14 protein-coding genes are annotated in these 16,509 nt (G+C 44.3%); 5 read left to right on the top strand and 9 right to left on the bottom strand.

The features are described 5' to 3' along the window. Positions 1-229: 229 nt before the first annotated feature. The gene (locus MAS10914_RS0128025; protein WP_026082875.1) at positions 230-748 is read left to right on the top strand and encodes a photosystem I reaction center subunit XI; all 519 of its coding nucleotides are present in this window, start codon (positions 230-232) and stop codon (positions 746-748) included. Positions 749-941: 193 nt separating this feature from the next. Here MAS10914_RS0128025 and gmk read toward each other — a convergent pair whose 3' ends face one another. The 5 genes from gmk to hetZ all read right to left on the bottom strand — a co-directional run bounded on the left by gmk (position 942) and on the right by hetZ (position 7,218). Continuing rightward, a complete protein-coding gene (gene gmk, locus MAS10914_RS0128020) occupies positions 942-1,541 on the bottom strand; it encodes a guanylate kinase (protein WP_017319268.1) in 600 nt (199 codons plus the stop codon). Between the two features lie 170 nt (positions 1,542-1,711). After that, positions 1,712-1,981 carry an extracellular matrix/biofilm regulator RemA gene (gene remA, locus MAS10914_RS0128015; protein WP_017319267.1) on the bottom strand — a complete coding sequence of 90 codons (270 nt, stop codon included), beginning with the start codon at positions 1,979-1,981 and terminating at the stop codon, positions 1,712-1,714. Positions 1,982-2,499: 518 nt separating this feature from the next. Continuing rightward, positions 2,500-4,830: a transglutaminase TgpA family protein gene (locus MAS10914_RS0128010; protein WP_026082874.1), complete on the bottom strand. Its 2,331-nt coding sequence runs from the start codon at positions 4,828-4,830 to the stop codon at positions 2,500-2,502. Positions 4,831-5,057: 227 nt separating this feature from the next. Then, a complete protein-coding gene (locus tag MAS10914_RS0128005; RefSeq protein WP_017319265.1) occupies positions 5,058-6,035 on the bottom strand; it encodes a hypothetical protein in 978 nt (325 codons plus the stop codon). After that, positions 6,028-7,218, bottom strand: a complete 1,191-nt coding sequence (hetZ, locus tag MAS10914_RS0128000) for a heterocyst differentiation protein HetZ (RefSeq protein ID WP_017319264.1) — start codon at positions 7,216-7,218, stop codon at positions 6,028-6,030. The genes MAS10914_RS0128005 and hetZ overlap by 8 nt, the downstream gene beginning before the upstream one ends. Positions 7,219-7,419: 201 nt before the next feature. On the opposite strand from hetZ, the gene MAS10914_RS0127995 reads away from it, so the two are divergent. Next, entirely contained in the window at positions 7,420-7,893 is a 474-nt protein-coding gene (locus MAS10914_RS0127995; RefSeq protein WP_017319263.1) for a hypothetical protein, read from the top strand. A gap of 149 nt (positions 7,894-8,042) precedes the next feature. On the opposite strand, the gene sds is transcribed toward MAS10914_RS0127995, so the two are convergent. Next, on the bottom strand, positions 8,043-9,014 hold the full coding sequence (gene sds, locus MAS10914_RS0127990; protein ID WP_017319262.1) for a solanesyl diphosphate synthase: 972 nt from the start codon (positions 9,012-9,014) through the stop codon (positions 8,043-8,045). A gap of 66 nt (positions 9,015-9,080) precedes the next feature. Here sds and MAS10914_RS36030 point away from each other — a divergent pair, with 66 nt between their 5' ends. Together MAS10914_RS36030 and MAS10914_RS0127985 are read left to right on the top strand one after the other, a co-directional pair. Continuing rightward, entirely contained in the window at positions 9,081-9,239 is a 159-nt protein-coding gene (locus MAS10914_RS36030; protein ID WP_232224250.1) for a hypothetical protein, read from the top strand. A gap of 954 nt (positions 9,240-10,193) precedes the next feature. After that, positions 10,194-10,391, top strand: a complete 198-nt coding sequence (locus tag MAS10914_RS0127985) for a hypothetical protein (protein WP_017319261.1) — start codon at positions 10,194-10,196, stop codon at positions 10,389-10,391. Between the two features lie 56 nt (positions 10,392-10,447). On the opposite strand, the gene murI is transcribed toward MAS10914_RS0127985, so the two are convergent. From murI to MAS10914_RS0127970, 3 genes are all read right to left on the bottom strand, one after another. Then, on the bottom strand, positions 10,448-11,308 hold the full coding sequence (gene murI, locus MAS10914_RS0127980) for a glutamate racemase (RefSeq protein WP_017319260.1): 861 nt from the start codon (positions 11,306-11,308) through the stop codon (positions 10,448-10,450). A 153-nt stretch (positions 11,309-11,461) separates the two neighbouring features. After that, the gene (locus MAS10914_RS0127975; protein WP_017319259.1) at positions 11,462-13,402 is read right to left on the bottom strand and encodes an N-acetylmuramoyl-L-alanine amidase; all 1,941 of its coding nucleotides are present in this window, start codon (positions 13,400-13,402) and stop codon (positions 11,462-11,464) included. A 640-nt stretch (positions 13,403-14,042) separates the two neighbouring features. Continuing rightward, the gene (locus MAS10914_RS0127970; RefSeq protein ID WP_017319258.1) at positions 14,043-15,986 is read right to left on the bottom strand and encodes an N-acetylmuramoyl-L-alanine amidase; all 1,944 of its coding nucleotides are present in this window, start codon (positions 15,984-15,986) and stop codon (positions 14,043-14,045) included. A gap of 71 nt (positions 15,987-16,057) precedes the next feature. Here MAS10914_RS0127970 and MAS10914_RS34750 point away from each other — a divergent pair, with 71 nt between their 5' ends. After that, positions 16,058-16,279, top strand: a complete 222-nt coding sequence (locus MAS10914_RS34750; RefSeq protein WP_156818256.1) for a hypothetical protein — start codon at positions 16,058-16,060, stop codon at positions 16,277-16,279. The last annotated feature ends 230 nt before the right edge of the window (positions 16,280-16,509 follow it).

Below are 16,509 nucleotides of genomic sequence, written 5' to 3'. Positions count from 1 at the left end.
ACTCCTAACTCATAGCTTTCCTGAAATTAAACTTTAAAACTACTGCTTTCAAACTCGTGATACTATAGGCAGAATGCAAATTGTAAATGTTTAAAAATATCTAAAACAGGTAAATTAATTTTTATAAACTTCAATAGTAAAAATGAAATTTAGTCACAATTAACAATTATTATTAATTTGAAAATAATGCCACGATTCTATCTAGAGGCAAACATAAAATATGGCAGATATAGCACAAGCAGTAGATGCATCAAAAAATCGCCCTAGTGATCCAAGAAATCAGGAGGTTGTCTTTCCCCAATGGCGCGATCCACAACAAGGTAACCTGGAGACACCGATTAATGCTTCTCCCTTGGTCAAATGGTACATTAATACCTTGCCTGCCTATCGCTCAGGGATAACTCCATTCCGAAGAGGACTAGAAATTGGCATGGCTCATGGTTACTGGATTTTTGGTCCCTTCGCCAAATTGGGTCCCCTGCGCGATACGGCTAATGCCAACTTAGCTGGATTACTGGCAACCTTAAGCTTTATTGTCATTCTGACTGGTTGTCTGTCTCTATATGGCAATAGCAATCCCCCTCAACCACACGTTACTGTCACCACACCCAACCCTCCAGATGCTTTTAGATCAAAAGAAGGTTGGAACGGCTTTGCCAGTGCTTTCTTAATTGGTGGCATTGGTGGTGCAGTAGTTGCTTACTTTTTAACTAGTAATCTAGGTCTACTTCAAAGTCTGTTTGGTTAATTAGTCATTGGTTCTTGGTCACTCGTTATTAGACGAAGAACAAATGATAAAAAAAGGGCACAAAGAAAAGGCTTACATGGCTCTTTGTTTGTGTCCTTTTTTTACTATTCTTAACCGAACAGAAGTTCAAAGGAGGGGTGAGGGATAAGGTTTTGTGGAATTTATGAAGTCATTATCAAATATGTTATTAAAATCATCCAAATATAGCCGCTTCTATAGAATTTAGAGCAGTTTCAAAATCGTCATTAACGATTTGAAGATCAAATTCATCAGCGGCACTGATTTCTTCTTGGGCACGGTGCAGACGACGAGCGATCGCCTCTTGCGAATCTTGGGCGCGACTGCGTATCCGTTTCTCTAATTCACTCAAAGAAGGCGGCAAAATGAAAATGCTGAGGGCGTTAGGATAAGAAGCGCGAATTTGTCGTGCCCCTTTTAGCTCAATTTCCAGCACAATCCACTTGCCAGAGTGAACTTGGTTAATTACGGCTTTCCGGGGAGTACCGTAATAGTTACCAGCAAATTCTGCCCACTCCAGTAATTCTCCAGCAGCCACCAATTGTTCAAACTCTCTACGGCTGATGAAGTAATAATCTTTGCCGTCAATTTCCCCCTGACGAGGAGAACGAGTCGTCACGGATATGGAATATTGCAGTTGGGGATGACGCTGGAGGAGCGATCGCATTAAAGTGCCTTTGCCAACTCCACTTGGGCCAGTCAAGATAATCAGCTTGCCCACAGTTGGGCATTCCTTAGTACTAGCAGCACTTTTGGTAGATATAACTTGCATCATCCGCTTAACCTGTAAATTAATCAGTAGACACTATTCATTAGTCAATAGTCTTTAGCTGGATGACTCTTGACTTACGGAGCTTTGTAGCCTGGGTGACATAAAACTAGTTTAATTCACATGGTACTACTGATATGGCGCAAATAGGCGTGGCGCTATAGACCTACCTTTAGTCAATTATCTACAGCTTGATGATGATCGCGGGTAATCACAAAGCGATTCGCTACCGTTTCCGGCTGAATCGCCGAAAGAATAACGTGACTGGAATCAGTGATAATGACAGCTCTAGTGCGTCGACCGTAAGTTGCGTCGATCAGCTGACCTCGATCACGTGCATCGGTAATGATCCGCTTAATCGGAGCAGACTCTGGACTGACAATGGCAACGACTCGGTTGGCAGACACGATGTTGCCAAAGCCGATGTTGATTAACTGAATGTCCATAAAAAACTGACGCCAAACGCGGTGTGAGAAGCTTGTAATGAATTATTTTCCATGTTATCCACAAAAAATAGGAGTTACAACGCTTAAATTAACGTCAGTCTTCGTTTTTAAGTAACAAATGCTTTTTTTAGCTCTTTATTCGCAAAGTTGATTGAAAATCTACCTAAAGATATAGGTAAAGCAAGGGTAAGCCAAGCTAATAACTTGACACTTAAGAAGAACTCAGAATGCAGAACGCAGAACACAGAATATCCCCACGGATGAAATCCGCCCTTATTTTAAATAAAGAAAGAATTCTTTTCTTCTCCATATAATGAATTTAGGGCTTAGGACTATCACGAGGAACAAGAACGGACAAACCTTGGCTTTGCTATTATCACTTATCCATTCTGAGTTCTGAGTTCTGAGTTCTTTCTCGCTCAATGCCCTTAGGGCAGGGTGTATAAAAATACAATTCCCTCTTTTTCCCCTACACCCCTACACCCCTACACCCCTACACCCCTACACCCTTAGTTTGGTCAATTCCTCGTGGCCTTTCTCACCTCTTGCCATCTTTGTCGCAGTCGGTTCAAGTTAGGAGCATGACCGCCATACCGCCAGCTAACATAAGCTTGACAAATTTCATCTATGACTTCAGCAGTAGCAGAGGACTGATGCTGGTAAGAGACTTGGGCGTACTCTAGGGGTGTTTGTGCTGGATGTTTACTCAAGCCTTTTTGACTTGCCCATGTCAGCATTTGTTGATAAAGGCTTTCCATGGGTGGTAATTTACTGAGTGCAAAGCGATAGCGCCACTCTCGCCACTGCTCCCACCCTATCCAACCTAAGAAAGCTATTGCAGTCGCCAAAATGACACCAGTCAATATACCTAGCCACCCCTGAGAAAATAAGGAGAAAAACCAAGAGAGGACTCTAGCTATCCAGCTAAATATTGCTCCAAACACTTTATTCAGCAAACCTGTCACAGGAGAAGGCAACCACCCAGCAACCCACTTCCAAAACTGGTGCAGAACGCTGAAAGTTTCCACATCCTCAATTGAAGGAGGTATCAGGGGATGGCTAGGAATGGGGTCAAAGGCAAACCAGCCGTATTTCGGGAAATACACTTCCGTCATTGCATAAGCATCAGTGTTACGGACAATGTACATTCCTGTAAACGGATTAAACTCTCCTGGGCTAAACCCCGCCACTAACCGCGCTGGTATACCGATGGAGCGTAGCATCACCGTCAACACTGTGGAGAAATGGTCTGGGTAGCCTCCTTTGTATTTGTACAAGAAAGCTTCTACCAAGTCTTCTTTTGCACCTAAATATGGTAAATCTGAAGGATTTTGAGGGATACTGTAGTGTTGCTTTAGGTACTGAGCTAAATAGAGAGCTTTTTCATACGGTGAATCTAGAGTTTTTTGGGACTTGCCGACTCTTTCGGTGTTGTAATTGGCTAAGATTTCTTCGGTGTGCTGCCTAACTTTGTCAGCAATTTCGGGGGGGATTTGTAGATAGTATTTTTTTATACCCTCTGGATATTTGGTTGAGGCTTGTCCCAACAAAGTGCGATCACGGTACGGTACTTGCGAAACGACTGTATAGGTAAGACCTTCTGATAATTCCACAGGCGATCGCAAAGAGCCTTCTGTATCCGCAGCTATCATTGGTGTCGGAAAATAAATTTCTTTGGGATAAGCCAAAGCTGGAATCAAGTTTGGCAAATCCGACACCACTGTGTATGTTTGTACTATTTCTTGAGTCTTCCCAATGATAGGTGTTGGGGGAAGAAAAATTTGGTAAGACCAAGGCGATCGCTTGAGGGTTTGCACCTGCTGATTGCGGGAAATTTCCCATCCTTGAGTGGTGTAGCGGTCAAAAGCCAAAACCCTCCAGAAACCCGCGCCTTGCGATCTCACTCGCATGACGACCTTGGGTTTCATCACACCTCGCAGGTTTTGGTTTATCCGGCTATTAAAACCGTAATAAAAACTATCATTTAATATCCCTGGTTCACCAGTTTGGTTTTGTTCTCCTCCACTACTATCACCACTGCCTTGATTTTTGCCATGACCTTGGCGAATATAACCAGGGTTGATGATGCTACGTCCTGTAAAATCTCCTTTGATGTTTATAGGAGAACTTACCGGAAACATTCGCAACTGATACCCTGGGAATCGGGGTAAAACAGCAAAAATCCCCAGTCCCAATCCCACAACGAGAATAAAAAGTAAAAAGTAAAAAGTAAAAAAAGAAGAGAATTTTTTATTTTTATCTCGTTCCCAGGCAGAGCCTGAGAACGCTTTTAATGACTGCAAGCCGAGGCGTGAACGGTAATCTAGAACGAGAGTTGGTAGGGCGAGCACTAGAAATAACAGCAGCACTGGGCCAAATGCTAAAGTTTGACTCAGCGTAGCGGCAACACCAAGTAATATCAACCCGATGACAATTGAGTATCCTAAGTCTTTGCGACGTGGCATATCAAAACTGTGAAATACTTGGAGTTGAATTAACAACTCTGCTAAAGCCAGCCGCGTATCATTCAACTCGCCAAACAATTGCCCAAAGAAAGCCCCCAGTGCTGCTAACATTCCTATGGCGATAAAGAACTTAACCGAGACATTACGATTATGGCGACGGTAGTAACTCCAAATCGCGCCTACCACCGAAAGCGGCATTGACCAAAGACTCAATTTAGTCTCAGCCGCAATATCCGTCGCCACAATTCCTACAATTACCAACGCTAGCACCAGCACCCGCAAGGTAATTGAACCTTCCACTTCCATCAACGGCGACTCCTGCATAATTTGCCGCCATAAAAGACTTGCAGGTAGACGCCAACCTATCCTGGATCTGTTAAACATTGCAAAGGAGAAAGCAGTCTATGGGTATGTTAGTCAAGCGATAATCCGGACGCCACAGACACAAAACGAGTCGGTAAAACCGAACTCGCACGTATCTTCCTCATAGCAGCTTTCTGTAGACGCCCTAATGACCGCTTCTGTAAAAATGGGTTATTTTTCCAAACCAGGATATTCATTTTATATCAATGGCATTTATCAATGTGGATTGCTAGCGATGGTAAACTTGTTTACACCGTGGGAACAATCACAAATAAAAGCGGTCGTTGGTCTATTTCTTTTAACTCAACTTCCAGGGTATAAGTTTGGTTCAGTTGTGTGTCGTGTAATTCTACACTTAGGCATCCCGGACTGGATGACTCAGCTATTGCTTGCGAGGCATCTCCCTGGAGCTTCACAATCGCTTTTGAGGGCAACTCAGTCTGAACTCTTAGCTTCGCCACTTGGTTCTGAGTCTGATATTCTACCTTGAGGGTAAGAACACCTACACGGGTTAGCCATTGCTTTTCTACCACTGAATTGGTAATTGAAATTGGCAGAGTCAGATCGTCTAGCAGCTGTTTTGCCGCCAGCAACGACAGCGCCATCTGTTGACGCGGCTGTAAATCTGAGTAATCACTCTCTAGATTTGGCATAGTTTCTAGAGCATCCACAGAACGATAAGGAGTTCTTAGCACCATTCCTGCTAAGTCGTTCAGTGTTTGAGAATCGTCAGGGAAGAGGCTTTCTACAGCCTGAACCAGTTTTGCCCCTAACGGCACTGAAGTGGCAATCAGCGCCTGACACTTCTCCAGCAATTGCTGGAAAACTCTTTCCGGCAGTGGAATCGGCAGATTCAGCTTAGATTGCTGTGCCGTCCACCCCCAAACCGGAACTAATTCCATAGATGAGTTGTCTACCCACTCAGGGTATTCTGTAAGTTGTGATTCCCACGGGAATAGTGGTGGATGGTTTTGAATTTGACTTTGTAACCGACGTTTAAGGACGGCTTGGAAACGTTCTTGCACAGTAGGAATTTCTCCCAGTTGAAAGGTTTGGGGTATACATCCTAACTCAAAAGCGCCACCGTTTCCAGCGGCGATTTCATCAAGATTTTCTACCCCTTCAAAGTCCTCACACTCGACCGAGTTTTGCTTGTTGGTTTGGGCGTTTTGTGCCAATAACCAAGCAAGTAACTGGTCTTGTAAGGATTCTGAGTCACTATTCATGAGTAGATGCACCCGATCCGGACACTAAAGAGTTACGAATTTCCCAAGCTTGTTCAAGAATTTTAAACCACCGTTTTTGCAATTGTGCCATTGATAACCCTAAAGTTTTAGCAATTTTTTCATCCGGATGACCCTGTTGTTTCAACTCTAGTAGAGACCGTTGTTTATTGTCCAGTTGATCTGTGTACACTTCCCATTGCTGAGGAGTCAAGCCCAAATTTGTATGCAAATCTGCTTCTAACCACTCATGAACCAACTCCCAGCGATGCAATAAGGCAAACCGGATTAAATGGTATTTAAAGCGCTGCTGTAAATAATCTCGCTGGCGAGGAGTTAACCCCAAAATTGACTCAATCTCCTGCGCTGATAAATCTTGGAGGCGGAGGGCGAAGTAATCAGCACAGTCTGATTGTTGCCGCTCTTCGAGATAATTCATCAGTTCAGTAATCACGACAGAGCGTAATGTATCTTCTTGGGGTTCTGGCTCTGGTTGTGTCGCCATCGCACTTCGCAATTGCTGTACCGCTGGATCTTCCCAAGAGCCATCAGCTTCATTACCACTCCCTTCTGCCGCCTGTTCTATATCTACGCAGGTTTCCGGAGGTTGTTGTTGGGAGAATGTTTGCGCCCGTAGAATAATCAGCTGTTGCTGACGCCCTGGTAGGGGAATCCGTCGCTTGGCATAGCGCTCAGTAAATGCCATGTATTCTGCTAATTCCAAAAGGGTTTTGGGACTATAGGTAGCACCCAGTTGGTTCTCCCTTCGGAAGGCGTTTAATGCCTCTAGGTAAAAACTCTGCAAGAAATCTTCAATGACGACAAGCCGCCCTTGATAGCTCAATTGTCTTTGGGGAGGATTGATGTAGCGATAGATAATCGCACTCAAAGTACTGTGTAATTCTATTCTGCCCCGATTGGAACCCAACTCGTAGTACCTCAGACACTGTTGCAACCGATGTCGGGCAAGGGTGATTGCAGAATTTTCCACAGTACCGGCAGCTTGGATACGCTTGCTTTCACTGCAAATTCTATAAACTTCGGCAGCAATTCGTGTTGCCACATCGCGGCAATTTTGCTCCGAAGCTTTGGTTGATTGCTGAAGCTCCTTCAAAAGGAGTTGAAATATCGCCTCCACGCCGATAGAACTTACTCCCTGAATTGTTGTGGTTGCGGCTGAATTCATAGTCCAGTATTTAGAAAGACCGTAACATACTTATGTATCACTTGTAAGACTGAGGGTATTGGGTTGAGGATGCGTACAAGTCAAACGAGTCTAAATAATGAGTTTAAGATTAGGCTGAATTTATTATTCCCGAATTTCGTTTGATTGTTCGCTCTTGATAGATGTTATTACCACTACCCAGTCATCAGTTTACAGGTCATTATGGATTTACAAGCACAAATTCAATTGCTGATTAAGAATGCACCCCAAGATGGTGTTATACCGCAACTTGTCACAGCAATCGCTCCTGTCCTTAGCGCGATCGCGGTAGAATTACGTCATTCCCAGTACTATATTCTCCAAAACATGGAAGAGGGCTGGGTTTTGACTACATTGAGCAATCGCGCAAATCCACAGTTGGAAAAGCGCGTAATTTATGCTTTTCCTACAATACAGGATGTCCCAGTCAGATCATCTGCTGGGCTTGACCCTCAATTGATAGCTGCACCCATCCCTGTTACTCACATTTTGTTCCAACTGGTAGCAATGGAACCCGTAGATAGTATAGTTTTTTTTGAAACTCCTGGCATTAACACCGACTCAGTCGAAGTCCGACGATCTGACCTGCAACACTTAATTCAACAACAGTTGCAGCAAAACCGACCAAAAAGACAAATTCCTCCGGATATTGCCTGAATTGTTATTTGGTAGTGGGTAGTAGTGAGCCAGTACGGTTTTGGGGGTTTCCTCCATGAGCAACTGGCGTTCGCCCTTTGGGCGTGCGCTCCGCGCATACCCGAAGGGCTAGTCAAAATTTTTACTAATCACTAACAAATAACCAGTCTCTAAAAAGGTCTACTTAGGACGTAATCAGCAATCTTAATCAAGGCTTGGCGAGATTCAGACGGAGGGAGAACCGAAAGATGGTCAACGGCTTGTTTGGCATGATCTTCGGCTAACTCTTTTGCCCGCTGAATACCTTGACTATCATCTATCAAGCATAGAGCTTGCTCTAAGTCTCCTTCCTGGGCAAACTCTCTTTCTATCAGAACTTCCAAGTAAGGTTTCTCTTCTAATGCAAATAAAACTGGCGCAGTCAGATTACCGCTTTTTAAATCCGATCCCGCTGGCTTACCTAAGGTATCTATCGAACTTGTGAAATCTAAAATATCGTCTACAATCTGGAATGCTAAACCAAGATGACGCCCATAGCTATACAGATGTTCGGCTGTTTCTTGGGAAACTTCACTGAGTAAACCAGCTGCTTTTGAACTGTTGGCAATTAACGACGCTGTTTTGTAATAGCTTTTCTTAAGGTAAGTCTCAATCGAGATGCTACTATCAAAGCGGCTTAATCCCTGCTGAATCTCGCCCGACGCCAGATCCATAATCACCTCCGACAGCAGTTTCACCACCTCCAAATTGTCTAAGTTTGCTAAATACCACGATGATTGAGCAAACAGAAAATCTCCTGCTAATATCGCTATTCTGTTGCCAAACAAACTGTGAACTGTGGGAACGCCGCGCCGCATCTGAGATTCGTCCACCACATCGTCATGCACCAAGCTTGCTGTGTGAATCATTTCCGTAATCTCAGCTAAGCGTCGGTGACGGGGTGTAATGTCTTGTTCGAGCATTGTCGCCCGCGAGATGAGGAGGACAATTGCCGGTCTTATGCGCTTTCCCCCAGCTCCAAATAGGTGTTCGGCTGCTGCACAAAGGATTGGATGACCTTTTCCCACTAGCTGTTTCAAGTTGTCAGCTAGTGTTTGCAGGTCGGCTTCCACTGGGGAAAAAAGGGAGGTGGCTGGGGTCATGGATGGGCAGACTCTGGCTTTATTTACGAAAGTTTACATATCCTATAATTATTTTAGGATAACCCTGTGCTAGCGCAAAGTTTTCATGAGTCATTAATCATTCGTTTTCTCTCCCTACTCTACGTCAGTCGCACGCTACTTACAGGCTCGCGGGTAACTCCCCGTGCCTGCTACGGAGGCGCTGAGCGCCAAAGGCGGAAGCTGCCCCAAGGGCTTAGGACATAGTTTTGATTGCCCAAAGGGCAAGCCGCTCCGCGTACAGACAACTTTGGGCACGACACTGCCTCCCCTACTTCCCCTACTCTGTTAGTAGAGTCAACAAAACTTTGACACAACTTTTCATTTTCTCATGATCATAGAAAAAAGATACTGATGGATTTAACCGTATATTTTCTATTGTAAATGATACTTTAAATACTTTTGCCTAATGAGTCAAGAACTCCTGTAAAGTAGATTAAATCCATATTTTTAACAAAATCTTTATTTTTTGCGCTCACCTCTTTAGGTAAAAGTGATAACCAATTAATGGAAAGTCCCCTACCTCTTACTTATCTCCTATTACACTTTACTTATTTTCCCTTAAAGAAAAATTAAGCTCAGTCTTGTATAACTTACAGTAGAAAATTTCAAATTTAGCAGAAAAATTGGCTGAAAAGTCAGGGTCGTTGTGTTACGCTAAAATCAAGGGATTTGAAATTTTTGAGATATTCACCCCCAGAAAAAAATCACAATTAGGTGTTTTTTACTTCTGGTGTTGTAAGTCTGAATAGAGCATCGTGGGCTGCGACCAAAGGAGTTACTTCATTGGTCTGAGTCTCGATATGCGAAACTCTAAGGTTAGAACTATGCGCTACCCGCAAGGGAAAATGCTGCACTTAATTTAGCGCAGTAAAAGCGCAGACCTTGTAGTACAAGGTAAAGTGTTTGCGTAAAAATGCAGACTGGGGAGACTGCTGAATCAGTAGTTTAGAGTTGCTGTTTAGTAATTTGACTGCTGTTATAGGTATAGTCTGCAAAAAAAGAATACAAACGAGGTGCTCGGAGAGAGTGAGAACTCTACCGAAACTTTTGTAACGAAAAGAAACAGCTACTAAGAATGGATTTATGTAGCTGTGATTCTGTTAATTTTATTCGTTTATTCGATTTTATATTCCTTAGACAGGGGTGCTGGTAGAAAAAATGATTTACGGAAAGATGCCTATGATGATTTTTATATTAGCTTCTGGTTATTTGTTAGCAGTTTACCTATTACTAGCACTAGCAAAGAGAACCGGAAAAAAAACGGCTCCTACAAGTGTTTCTTTGGTTTCTCAAGGAAAGCACAAGCAGGAAGTTACAGTAACGCCGAAGATTACGGAAGCAACAAGCCTTCACTAGTTAAGAGTTATTAGTCATTGGTGATTAGTAAAAAGACTTTTACTAATCACCAATGACTAATGACTAGAAACTGGGGTGTTTATCAACTGCACTGCCTCAACAGTTGGATGATACCCCAGCCACTGTACAGAGGATTGGGCAAATTGTTGTGGACAACCACTGACGGCGAAGCGAGTTGGCATAGGTGGATGGGTATTTCTCAAGCCCAAGATGTCTAAATCTTGGGCACAAGCAGCAACAACATATTCTGCCGGATCAACTAGCTTTACATAGGAGGGGAGAAGCGATCGCAGTACGGGTGCAAGGTGAGGATAGTGAGTACAGCCATAGACTAAAGCATCTATTTCCTGTTGTAACAATGGTTCCAGATATGAGCGTGCCACCTGTAGGGTGTAGGGGTCATGAATGCGGCTCTGCTCAATAAGTGGCACAAACTCTGGACAGCTCACTTGCCAAACTTGGACATCGGGATTTATTTCCACAATAGCATGGCGATAGGCATTGCTCTTAGCAGTTGCAGGAGTGGCAATCACACCAATACGCTTGCCACTGTTAACTGCTGCTCTTGCCCCAGGCAAGATAATACCGAGAATTGGTAGAGAGAATTCCTCACGTACCGCCTCCAGCGCCAGGGCTGAACTGGTGTTGCAAGCCATGATGACCATTTTTACGTGCTGCTGTTGCATCCAGATAAGGATTTCACGCACATACTGTAGAATTTCTGCTTGTGAGCGAATACCATACGGAAGTCGAGCTGTATCCCCAAAGTAAATAATTGATTCATTGGGGAGTAGGCGATAGAGTTGGCGCAGTACTGTTAAGCCACCCACACCGCTGTCAAAAATGCCAATTGGGGCACGTTGGGGGGCTTCAGAAAAATCGTAAAGATCGCTTTCAAAAATAGAAGAAGGAAACACAGGCAGATATCGTTAATTTGGTAGTTGTTAGTAGTTAGTTGTTAGTTGCTAGCTAAGAGTGATTATTTGTTAGTCATTAGTGGTTAGTTGTCAGCTGGTAGTTGTTAGTGGTTAATTCTTCTACTAACTACTACCACACACCCACTCTCTACTTTATCTTTGCCGTAGGTACAGAAGTATACCATTAGCAATTGCCTCTGCCATTCGGTTTTGGTATTCTGGACTTCCCAGCCTAGGGTTATCCTCCTGACCACTCATATAACCTGTCTCTACTAAAATCGAGGGCATTGAACTTTTTCTGAGAACGTAGAATCTTGCTTTGCGTACTCCTCGGTCTTTGAGGGTAGGGATACTTTGGAGAATAGTACTGTGGACGACACGAGCCAGACCTAAACCGCTGTCATAAAAATAAGTTTCCAACCCGTTGACGTCACGGCGACCATCAACAGAATTAGCGTGAATGCTGACAAACAAACTAGCATTTGCTCGTTCTGCCATATCTACCCGTCCCTGAAGTTCCACGAAATAGTCAGCATTGCGCGTTAACATCACCTGTACGCCCTGTTGCTGTAATATCGCTGCTATTCTTGTACTAATGGGCAGAACGACATCTTTTTCCAGCAGTCCACCCAAACCAGGAGCGCCAGAGTCTTTCCCGCCGTGTCCGGGGTCAATCATGACGACAACTTGTCCATTAGGCACCGGAGAACGCATCTGTGGTTGCGGTAGAGGCAGGGGATAGTTTGTCATTGGTCCTGACGGTAATGGTCGTGGGTTTGGTCGTGGTAAGGGAGGTAAACCAACGCGGGGAGTTAACGGAGAAAACGAGCGTTGTAATTCCAAAGACAAAAGCTGACCAGTCAGTTGGTTAAGTTGCCCAATTCGCACTCCTGCTGCTGGTTGGACGTAGACGACAACAGTACGGGGGTCTTGTTGTTGTAAGCGTACGCGGAGGACAGGACTACTAGCATCAAAATTTGGACCTCTGACTGCAGCAGCCAACTTAGCATTGGGAATGGTGATGCGGAACATACCAGAAGACCTATCCCAACCACCATTACCAGATAGAGGTTGATCGCCTTTAATCAGCAGTTGTGTACCGGAAACAGTCAATTCTATAGACTGAATTGTAGATGGTGAGTTGCTGGCTGGTGAAGTTGGGTTGAGGTTTCGGGGGTTTACACTCCCAGCTATGTCTGAGTTAGGAAGTGAACCATTATCATTATCATCTCTGGACAACTTCCTCGTATCACCATTAGGCAGAATCACCAAACCGCCAAAGCTGCTCGTAGTTGCTCGCCAGTCCGGGCTATTTTTATCTACCCACAGCGTCATGCGAACACCAGGTGGTGTTGTTTTTAGTTGAGTAAATTCAACCCGTTTCACACCATACCTATTGACCGACACATTCTGCTGCAATAAACGAGGTGACAGATCTGCACCCAACAGATCGATGTTAATAGCGCTCTTGTCACTGCTACGAAATATCTGAATTCGAGGATTCCTGCCATTGGTGCGGACAAAGAAACCATCACCTGTAACGCGTAGGCTCTCAATTTGAGTCAACCCTTCAGCATTGCTGACCAGTGTTTCTTTTTGAGTTGACCCTTCAATAGTATTGACAACTGTGTCTTTACTAGCTATGGAGTCAGGTCTTACCACACTATAAACATTGAGAGAAGATGGAGTGGCTTGTTGCACTTGTGGTGTTGGTAGTTGTACCATCCAGCGACTGGCAGTTCTCCCTTCAAATTTCACTTGCTTTGGGTCGAGGGTATAACCCGGAGTGAGTTCGATGACTATACGAGTTGTTTGTCCGTCAAACTGACCGACACGGACAGTACGAATTGCACCACCTACTGGTTGAATCAACTGCGGACGTCCATGGTCAGTTCCTGGCAAATCAATAACCAATCGCGTGGGGTTGAAGATGAGTTGCGCCTGGGGTTGAACAGGACCATCAGTGTTGATTTCTAATCGGTTTTGATTGGCATCAAACCGCCAAGATTGCAGTTTCGCTGCTTGAGCTGGCGACATTAACATGAAGATAGTGGCAGTTGCAACAGTACCAGGTAATAACCAGTTGATTTTCACAGTGTTTTCTCCTGATTCATATTCATGAGAGACGTTAAGATGTCAAAGTTGTGGTAAATCCTCACACAGTCACCGCTCAAACCTTAGCTGCAAAAACGTTGTTAACTCGTATAAAGATGTCAATAGCGCTCAAATGTAGCATGGTCTTTTCATTTTTGTATGCTTTTATGGCATAAAAAATGCAGTTTGCAAAGCATTAGATGACACCAATATAGAAATAATAGAGCAGTCTATCTTGGTCATTTCTACTGAACTCCTTCAGAACTCTATATTAATGTGTGATTCCTAGATATCTTAGAAGGTGTTCACTATTGTGGTAAAGGGAGTATATTGTACGGAGTAGAATATAGGACGCAAGGCAACTGAAATCAACAGACAAAGTTTTTTTGTCAAAAATTATACTTAATCTTTAATAAAAAGAATAGTTTACAGGCAAGCTAGCCTTCAGGTATCAGTGTGTAGCAAGCTAGGGACGCAATGCTTGGCTCCCGTATAGGGATAATCATCGAAGACAACCTCAAGTCAAAGTATTTCCCTACACCCTCTAGAAATGAGGTCAAAAATAAATACCGGAACCTAAGTTCCGGTAAAGGAGTATCACCAAGCCTGCAGCAAATAGTCGTCAGGCATCTAAATTGTTTTATTTTTGCTTTAAGTACTGGAGGACACCACGAGCGATCGCATCTGCCATTTGATTTTGATACAGTCGGTTTGATAGTTTAGCAGCGTCCTCTCGACCAGTAAGATAGCCTGCCTCCACTAAAATTGAGGGCATAGAACTTTTTCTAAGGACGTAGAATCTGGCTTTACGTACGCCACGGTCTCTCACATTGACACTTCTAAGAATGTTGTTATGAACGATGCGAGCTAGGCTCAGACCGCTGTCATAATAGTAAGTTTCTAAACCACTCACCTCCGGACGATCAGCACCCGCTGAGTTAGCATGGACACTGACAAAGACATCCGCATTGACGCGATCTGCTATGTCCACCCGTCCTTGAAGGGTAACGAAATAATCAGAATCGCGGGTTAGCACTGCTTGAACGCCATTTTGCTGCAAAATCTCTGCCACCCTTTTACCAATAGGCAAAATAATATTTTTCTCTTGAATTCCCCCAATACCAAGCGCTCCAGAATCTTTACCGCCATGTCCAGGGTCAACGACGATGACGACTCGTCCTTTAGGAGCGCGAGGATTCCGGGCTGGGGGATTGCTTGTTATCGTTCTTGATGGCAAAGGTTGCGGGTTTGGTCGTGGTAAGGTAGGTAAAGCAATTGGGGGTGTCATTGAACGAGTACGCTGTAATTCCAAAGACAAAAGCTGACCGCTCAATTGGTTGGCTTGCCCAATTCGTACGCCTGCTGCTGGTTGGACATAGATGACAACAGTACGAGAGTCTTGTTGTTGTAAGCGTACCCGCAGAACAGGGCTACTAGCATCAAAATTTGGACCTTTGACAGCAGAAGCCAACTTAGCATTGGGAATAGTGATGCGGTACAGACCAGAAGCCCTATCCCAACCAGTGCTAGTAGGAGATAGACGTTGGTCTGCTCTAATGAGTAGTTGTGTACCAGTCGCAGGTAGTTCCACAGACTCAATTGTAGAGATTGAGTTACGTGTTGGTACTTCCACAACAGGCTTGGAAGAATTGTCTGATGAGGTGTCGGAATAATTATTTTTGGGCAAGTTACCCGCATAACGATTAGGTAGAACGACCAAACCGCTAGAAACACCAGAACTGCTTGTGCTTATGCGCCAGTCAGGAGTATCTTTGTCTACCCGTAGCGTCATCCGGACAGCAGGTGGTGTCTTTTGGAGTTGAGTCATTTCAACACGGTTGACACCATGCCTATTTACAGATATGTCGCGATCACCAAAATTAGGTGACAAAGTGGCACCAGAAATGTCCATGAAGATGGTTTTGCGATCGCGGCTGCGAATAATGTGAGTCCGAGGATTCCCTCCATTGCTGCGGACAAAGAAACCATCCCCTGTGACTTGTAGGCTCTCAACTTGAATTGTTCCTTCTGCGACGACAACACCTTTGGAGAACTCAGGTTTTTTCTCCGTTTCAGAATCTATTGTCACCACGTTGTAAACATTTTTTTGCGGCGAGATGATGACTTCTTCACTTTTTGGGCTTGGGGCTTTTGGGCTGGGAGATGGGGGCGAGGAGGCGACTCCCTCAGCTTGTGGTGTTGGTAATTGTACCGTCCAGCGACTGGCAGTTTTCCCTTCAAATTTCACTTGCTTTGGGTCGAGGGTATAACCTGGACTGAGTTCGACTACTATACGAGCTGTTTGTGGGTCAAACTGACCGACACGAACAGAACGAATAGCACCGCCTATTGACTGCGTTAACTGCGGACGTCCAAAATTAGTTCCTGGCAAATCAATAACTAACCGCGTGGGGTTGAAGACGAGTTGCGCCTGGGGTTGAACAGGACCTTCGGTATTGATTTCCAATCGGTTTTGCTTGGCATCAAAACGCCAAGATTGCAATTTCGCTGCTTGAGCTGGCGACGATAGCATCAACAGAGTAGTGGTTACAAAAGTACCAGGTAGTAACCAGTGGGTTTTCACAGTGTTTTCTCCTGTTCATAAGAGCCGTCAAGATTTGAGAAGAACACAGAATACAGAACGTAGAACTTAGAATGAACCCACGGTACATACTGGGGGATTTGAGTAACGATAGCGTGGCGTTAGCCATAGAACTTTTCTTTTCTCCAGGGTGTATACCGCACAGAAGTCCTGCAAGCGACCAGACCAGTGCTGTAAGCGCTAAGTCTACGGTGCTGCTAGGCGTACGCGCACACTTGGCGAACGGAAGGCTAGTTACTTCAACTCTCCAACCAGTCGCACAGAATTTAGAATGAATTCTGAGTTCTGAGTTCTGAGTTCTTTTTTGGTCAAAGTTTCGGTAAATCCTCACACTATCACCGCCTACATCTTGGCTTCGGTACCATCAGTATCGTTTTCTGCTCTAATAAAGACACAGTTATATCGGTTATCTTTTGGATACAATCCAATTCGGCTGATAGGACGTCTCATTTACCTAATACCTATTAAGGTTTTACCATTAGGAGTAGATGTTGTTCTGTATTAA

Source organism: Mastigocladopsis repens PCC 10914 (genome assembly GCF_000315565.1).
In the GTDB taxonomy this organism is placed as follows: Bacteria; Cyanobacteriota; Cyanobacteriia; order Cyanobacteriales; family Nostocaceae; genus Mastigocladopsis; species Mastigocladopsis repens.
The sequence above is the reverse complement of the archived record's forward strand: the minus strand, read 5'-3'. Positions and strand labels throughout refer to the sequence as shown.

Bases quoted from the DNA above. Each gene is read 5' to 3' on its own strand.
- gmk (WP_017319268.1), bottom strand. From the start codon at position 1,541: ATGATGCAAGTTATATCTACCAAAAGTGCTGCTAGTACTAAGGAATGC.
- remA (WP_017319267.1), bottom strand. From the start codon at position 1,981: ATGGACATTCAGTTAATCAACATCGGCTTTGGCAACATCGTGTCTGCC.
- MAS10914_RS0128010 (WP_026082874.1), bottom strand. From the start codon at position 4,830: ATGTTTAACAGATCCAGGATAGGTTGGCGTCTACCTGCAAGTCTTTTA.
- MAS10914_RS0128005 (WP_017319265.1), bottom strand. From the start codon at position 6,035: ATGAATAGTGACTCAGAATCCTTACAAGACCAGTTACTTGCTTGGTTA.
- hetZ (WP_017319264.1), bottom strand. From the start codon at position 7,218: ATGAATTCAGCCGCAACCACAACAATTCAGGGAGTAAGTTCTATCGGC.
- MAS10914_RS0127995 (WP_017319263.1), top strand. From the start codon at position 7,420: ATGGATTTACAAGCACAAATTCAATTGCTGATTAAGAATGCACCCCAA.
- sds (WP_017319262.1), bottom strand. From the start codon at position 9,014: ATGACCCCAGCCACCTCCCTTTTTTCCCCAGTGGAAGCCGACCTGCAA.
- MAS10914_RS0127985 (WP_017319261.1), top strand. From the start codon at position 10,194: ATGATTTACGGAAAGATGCCTATGATGATTTTTATATTAGCTTCTGGT.
- MAS10914_RS34750 (WP_156818256.1), top strand. From the start codon at position 16,058: ATGAACCCACGGTACATACTGGGGGATTTGAGTAACGATAGCGTGGCG.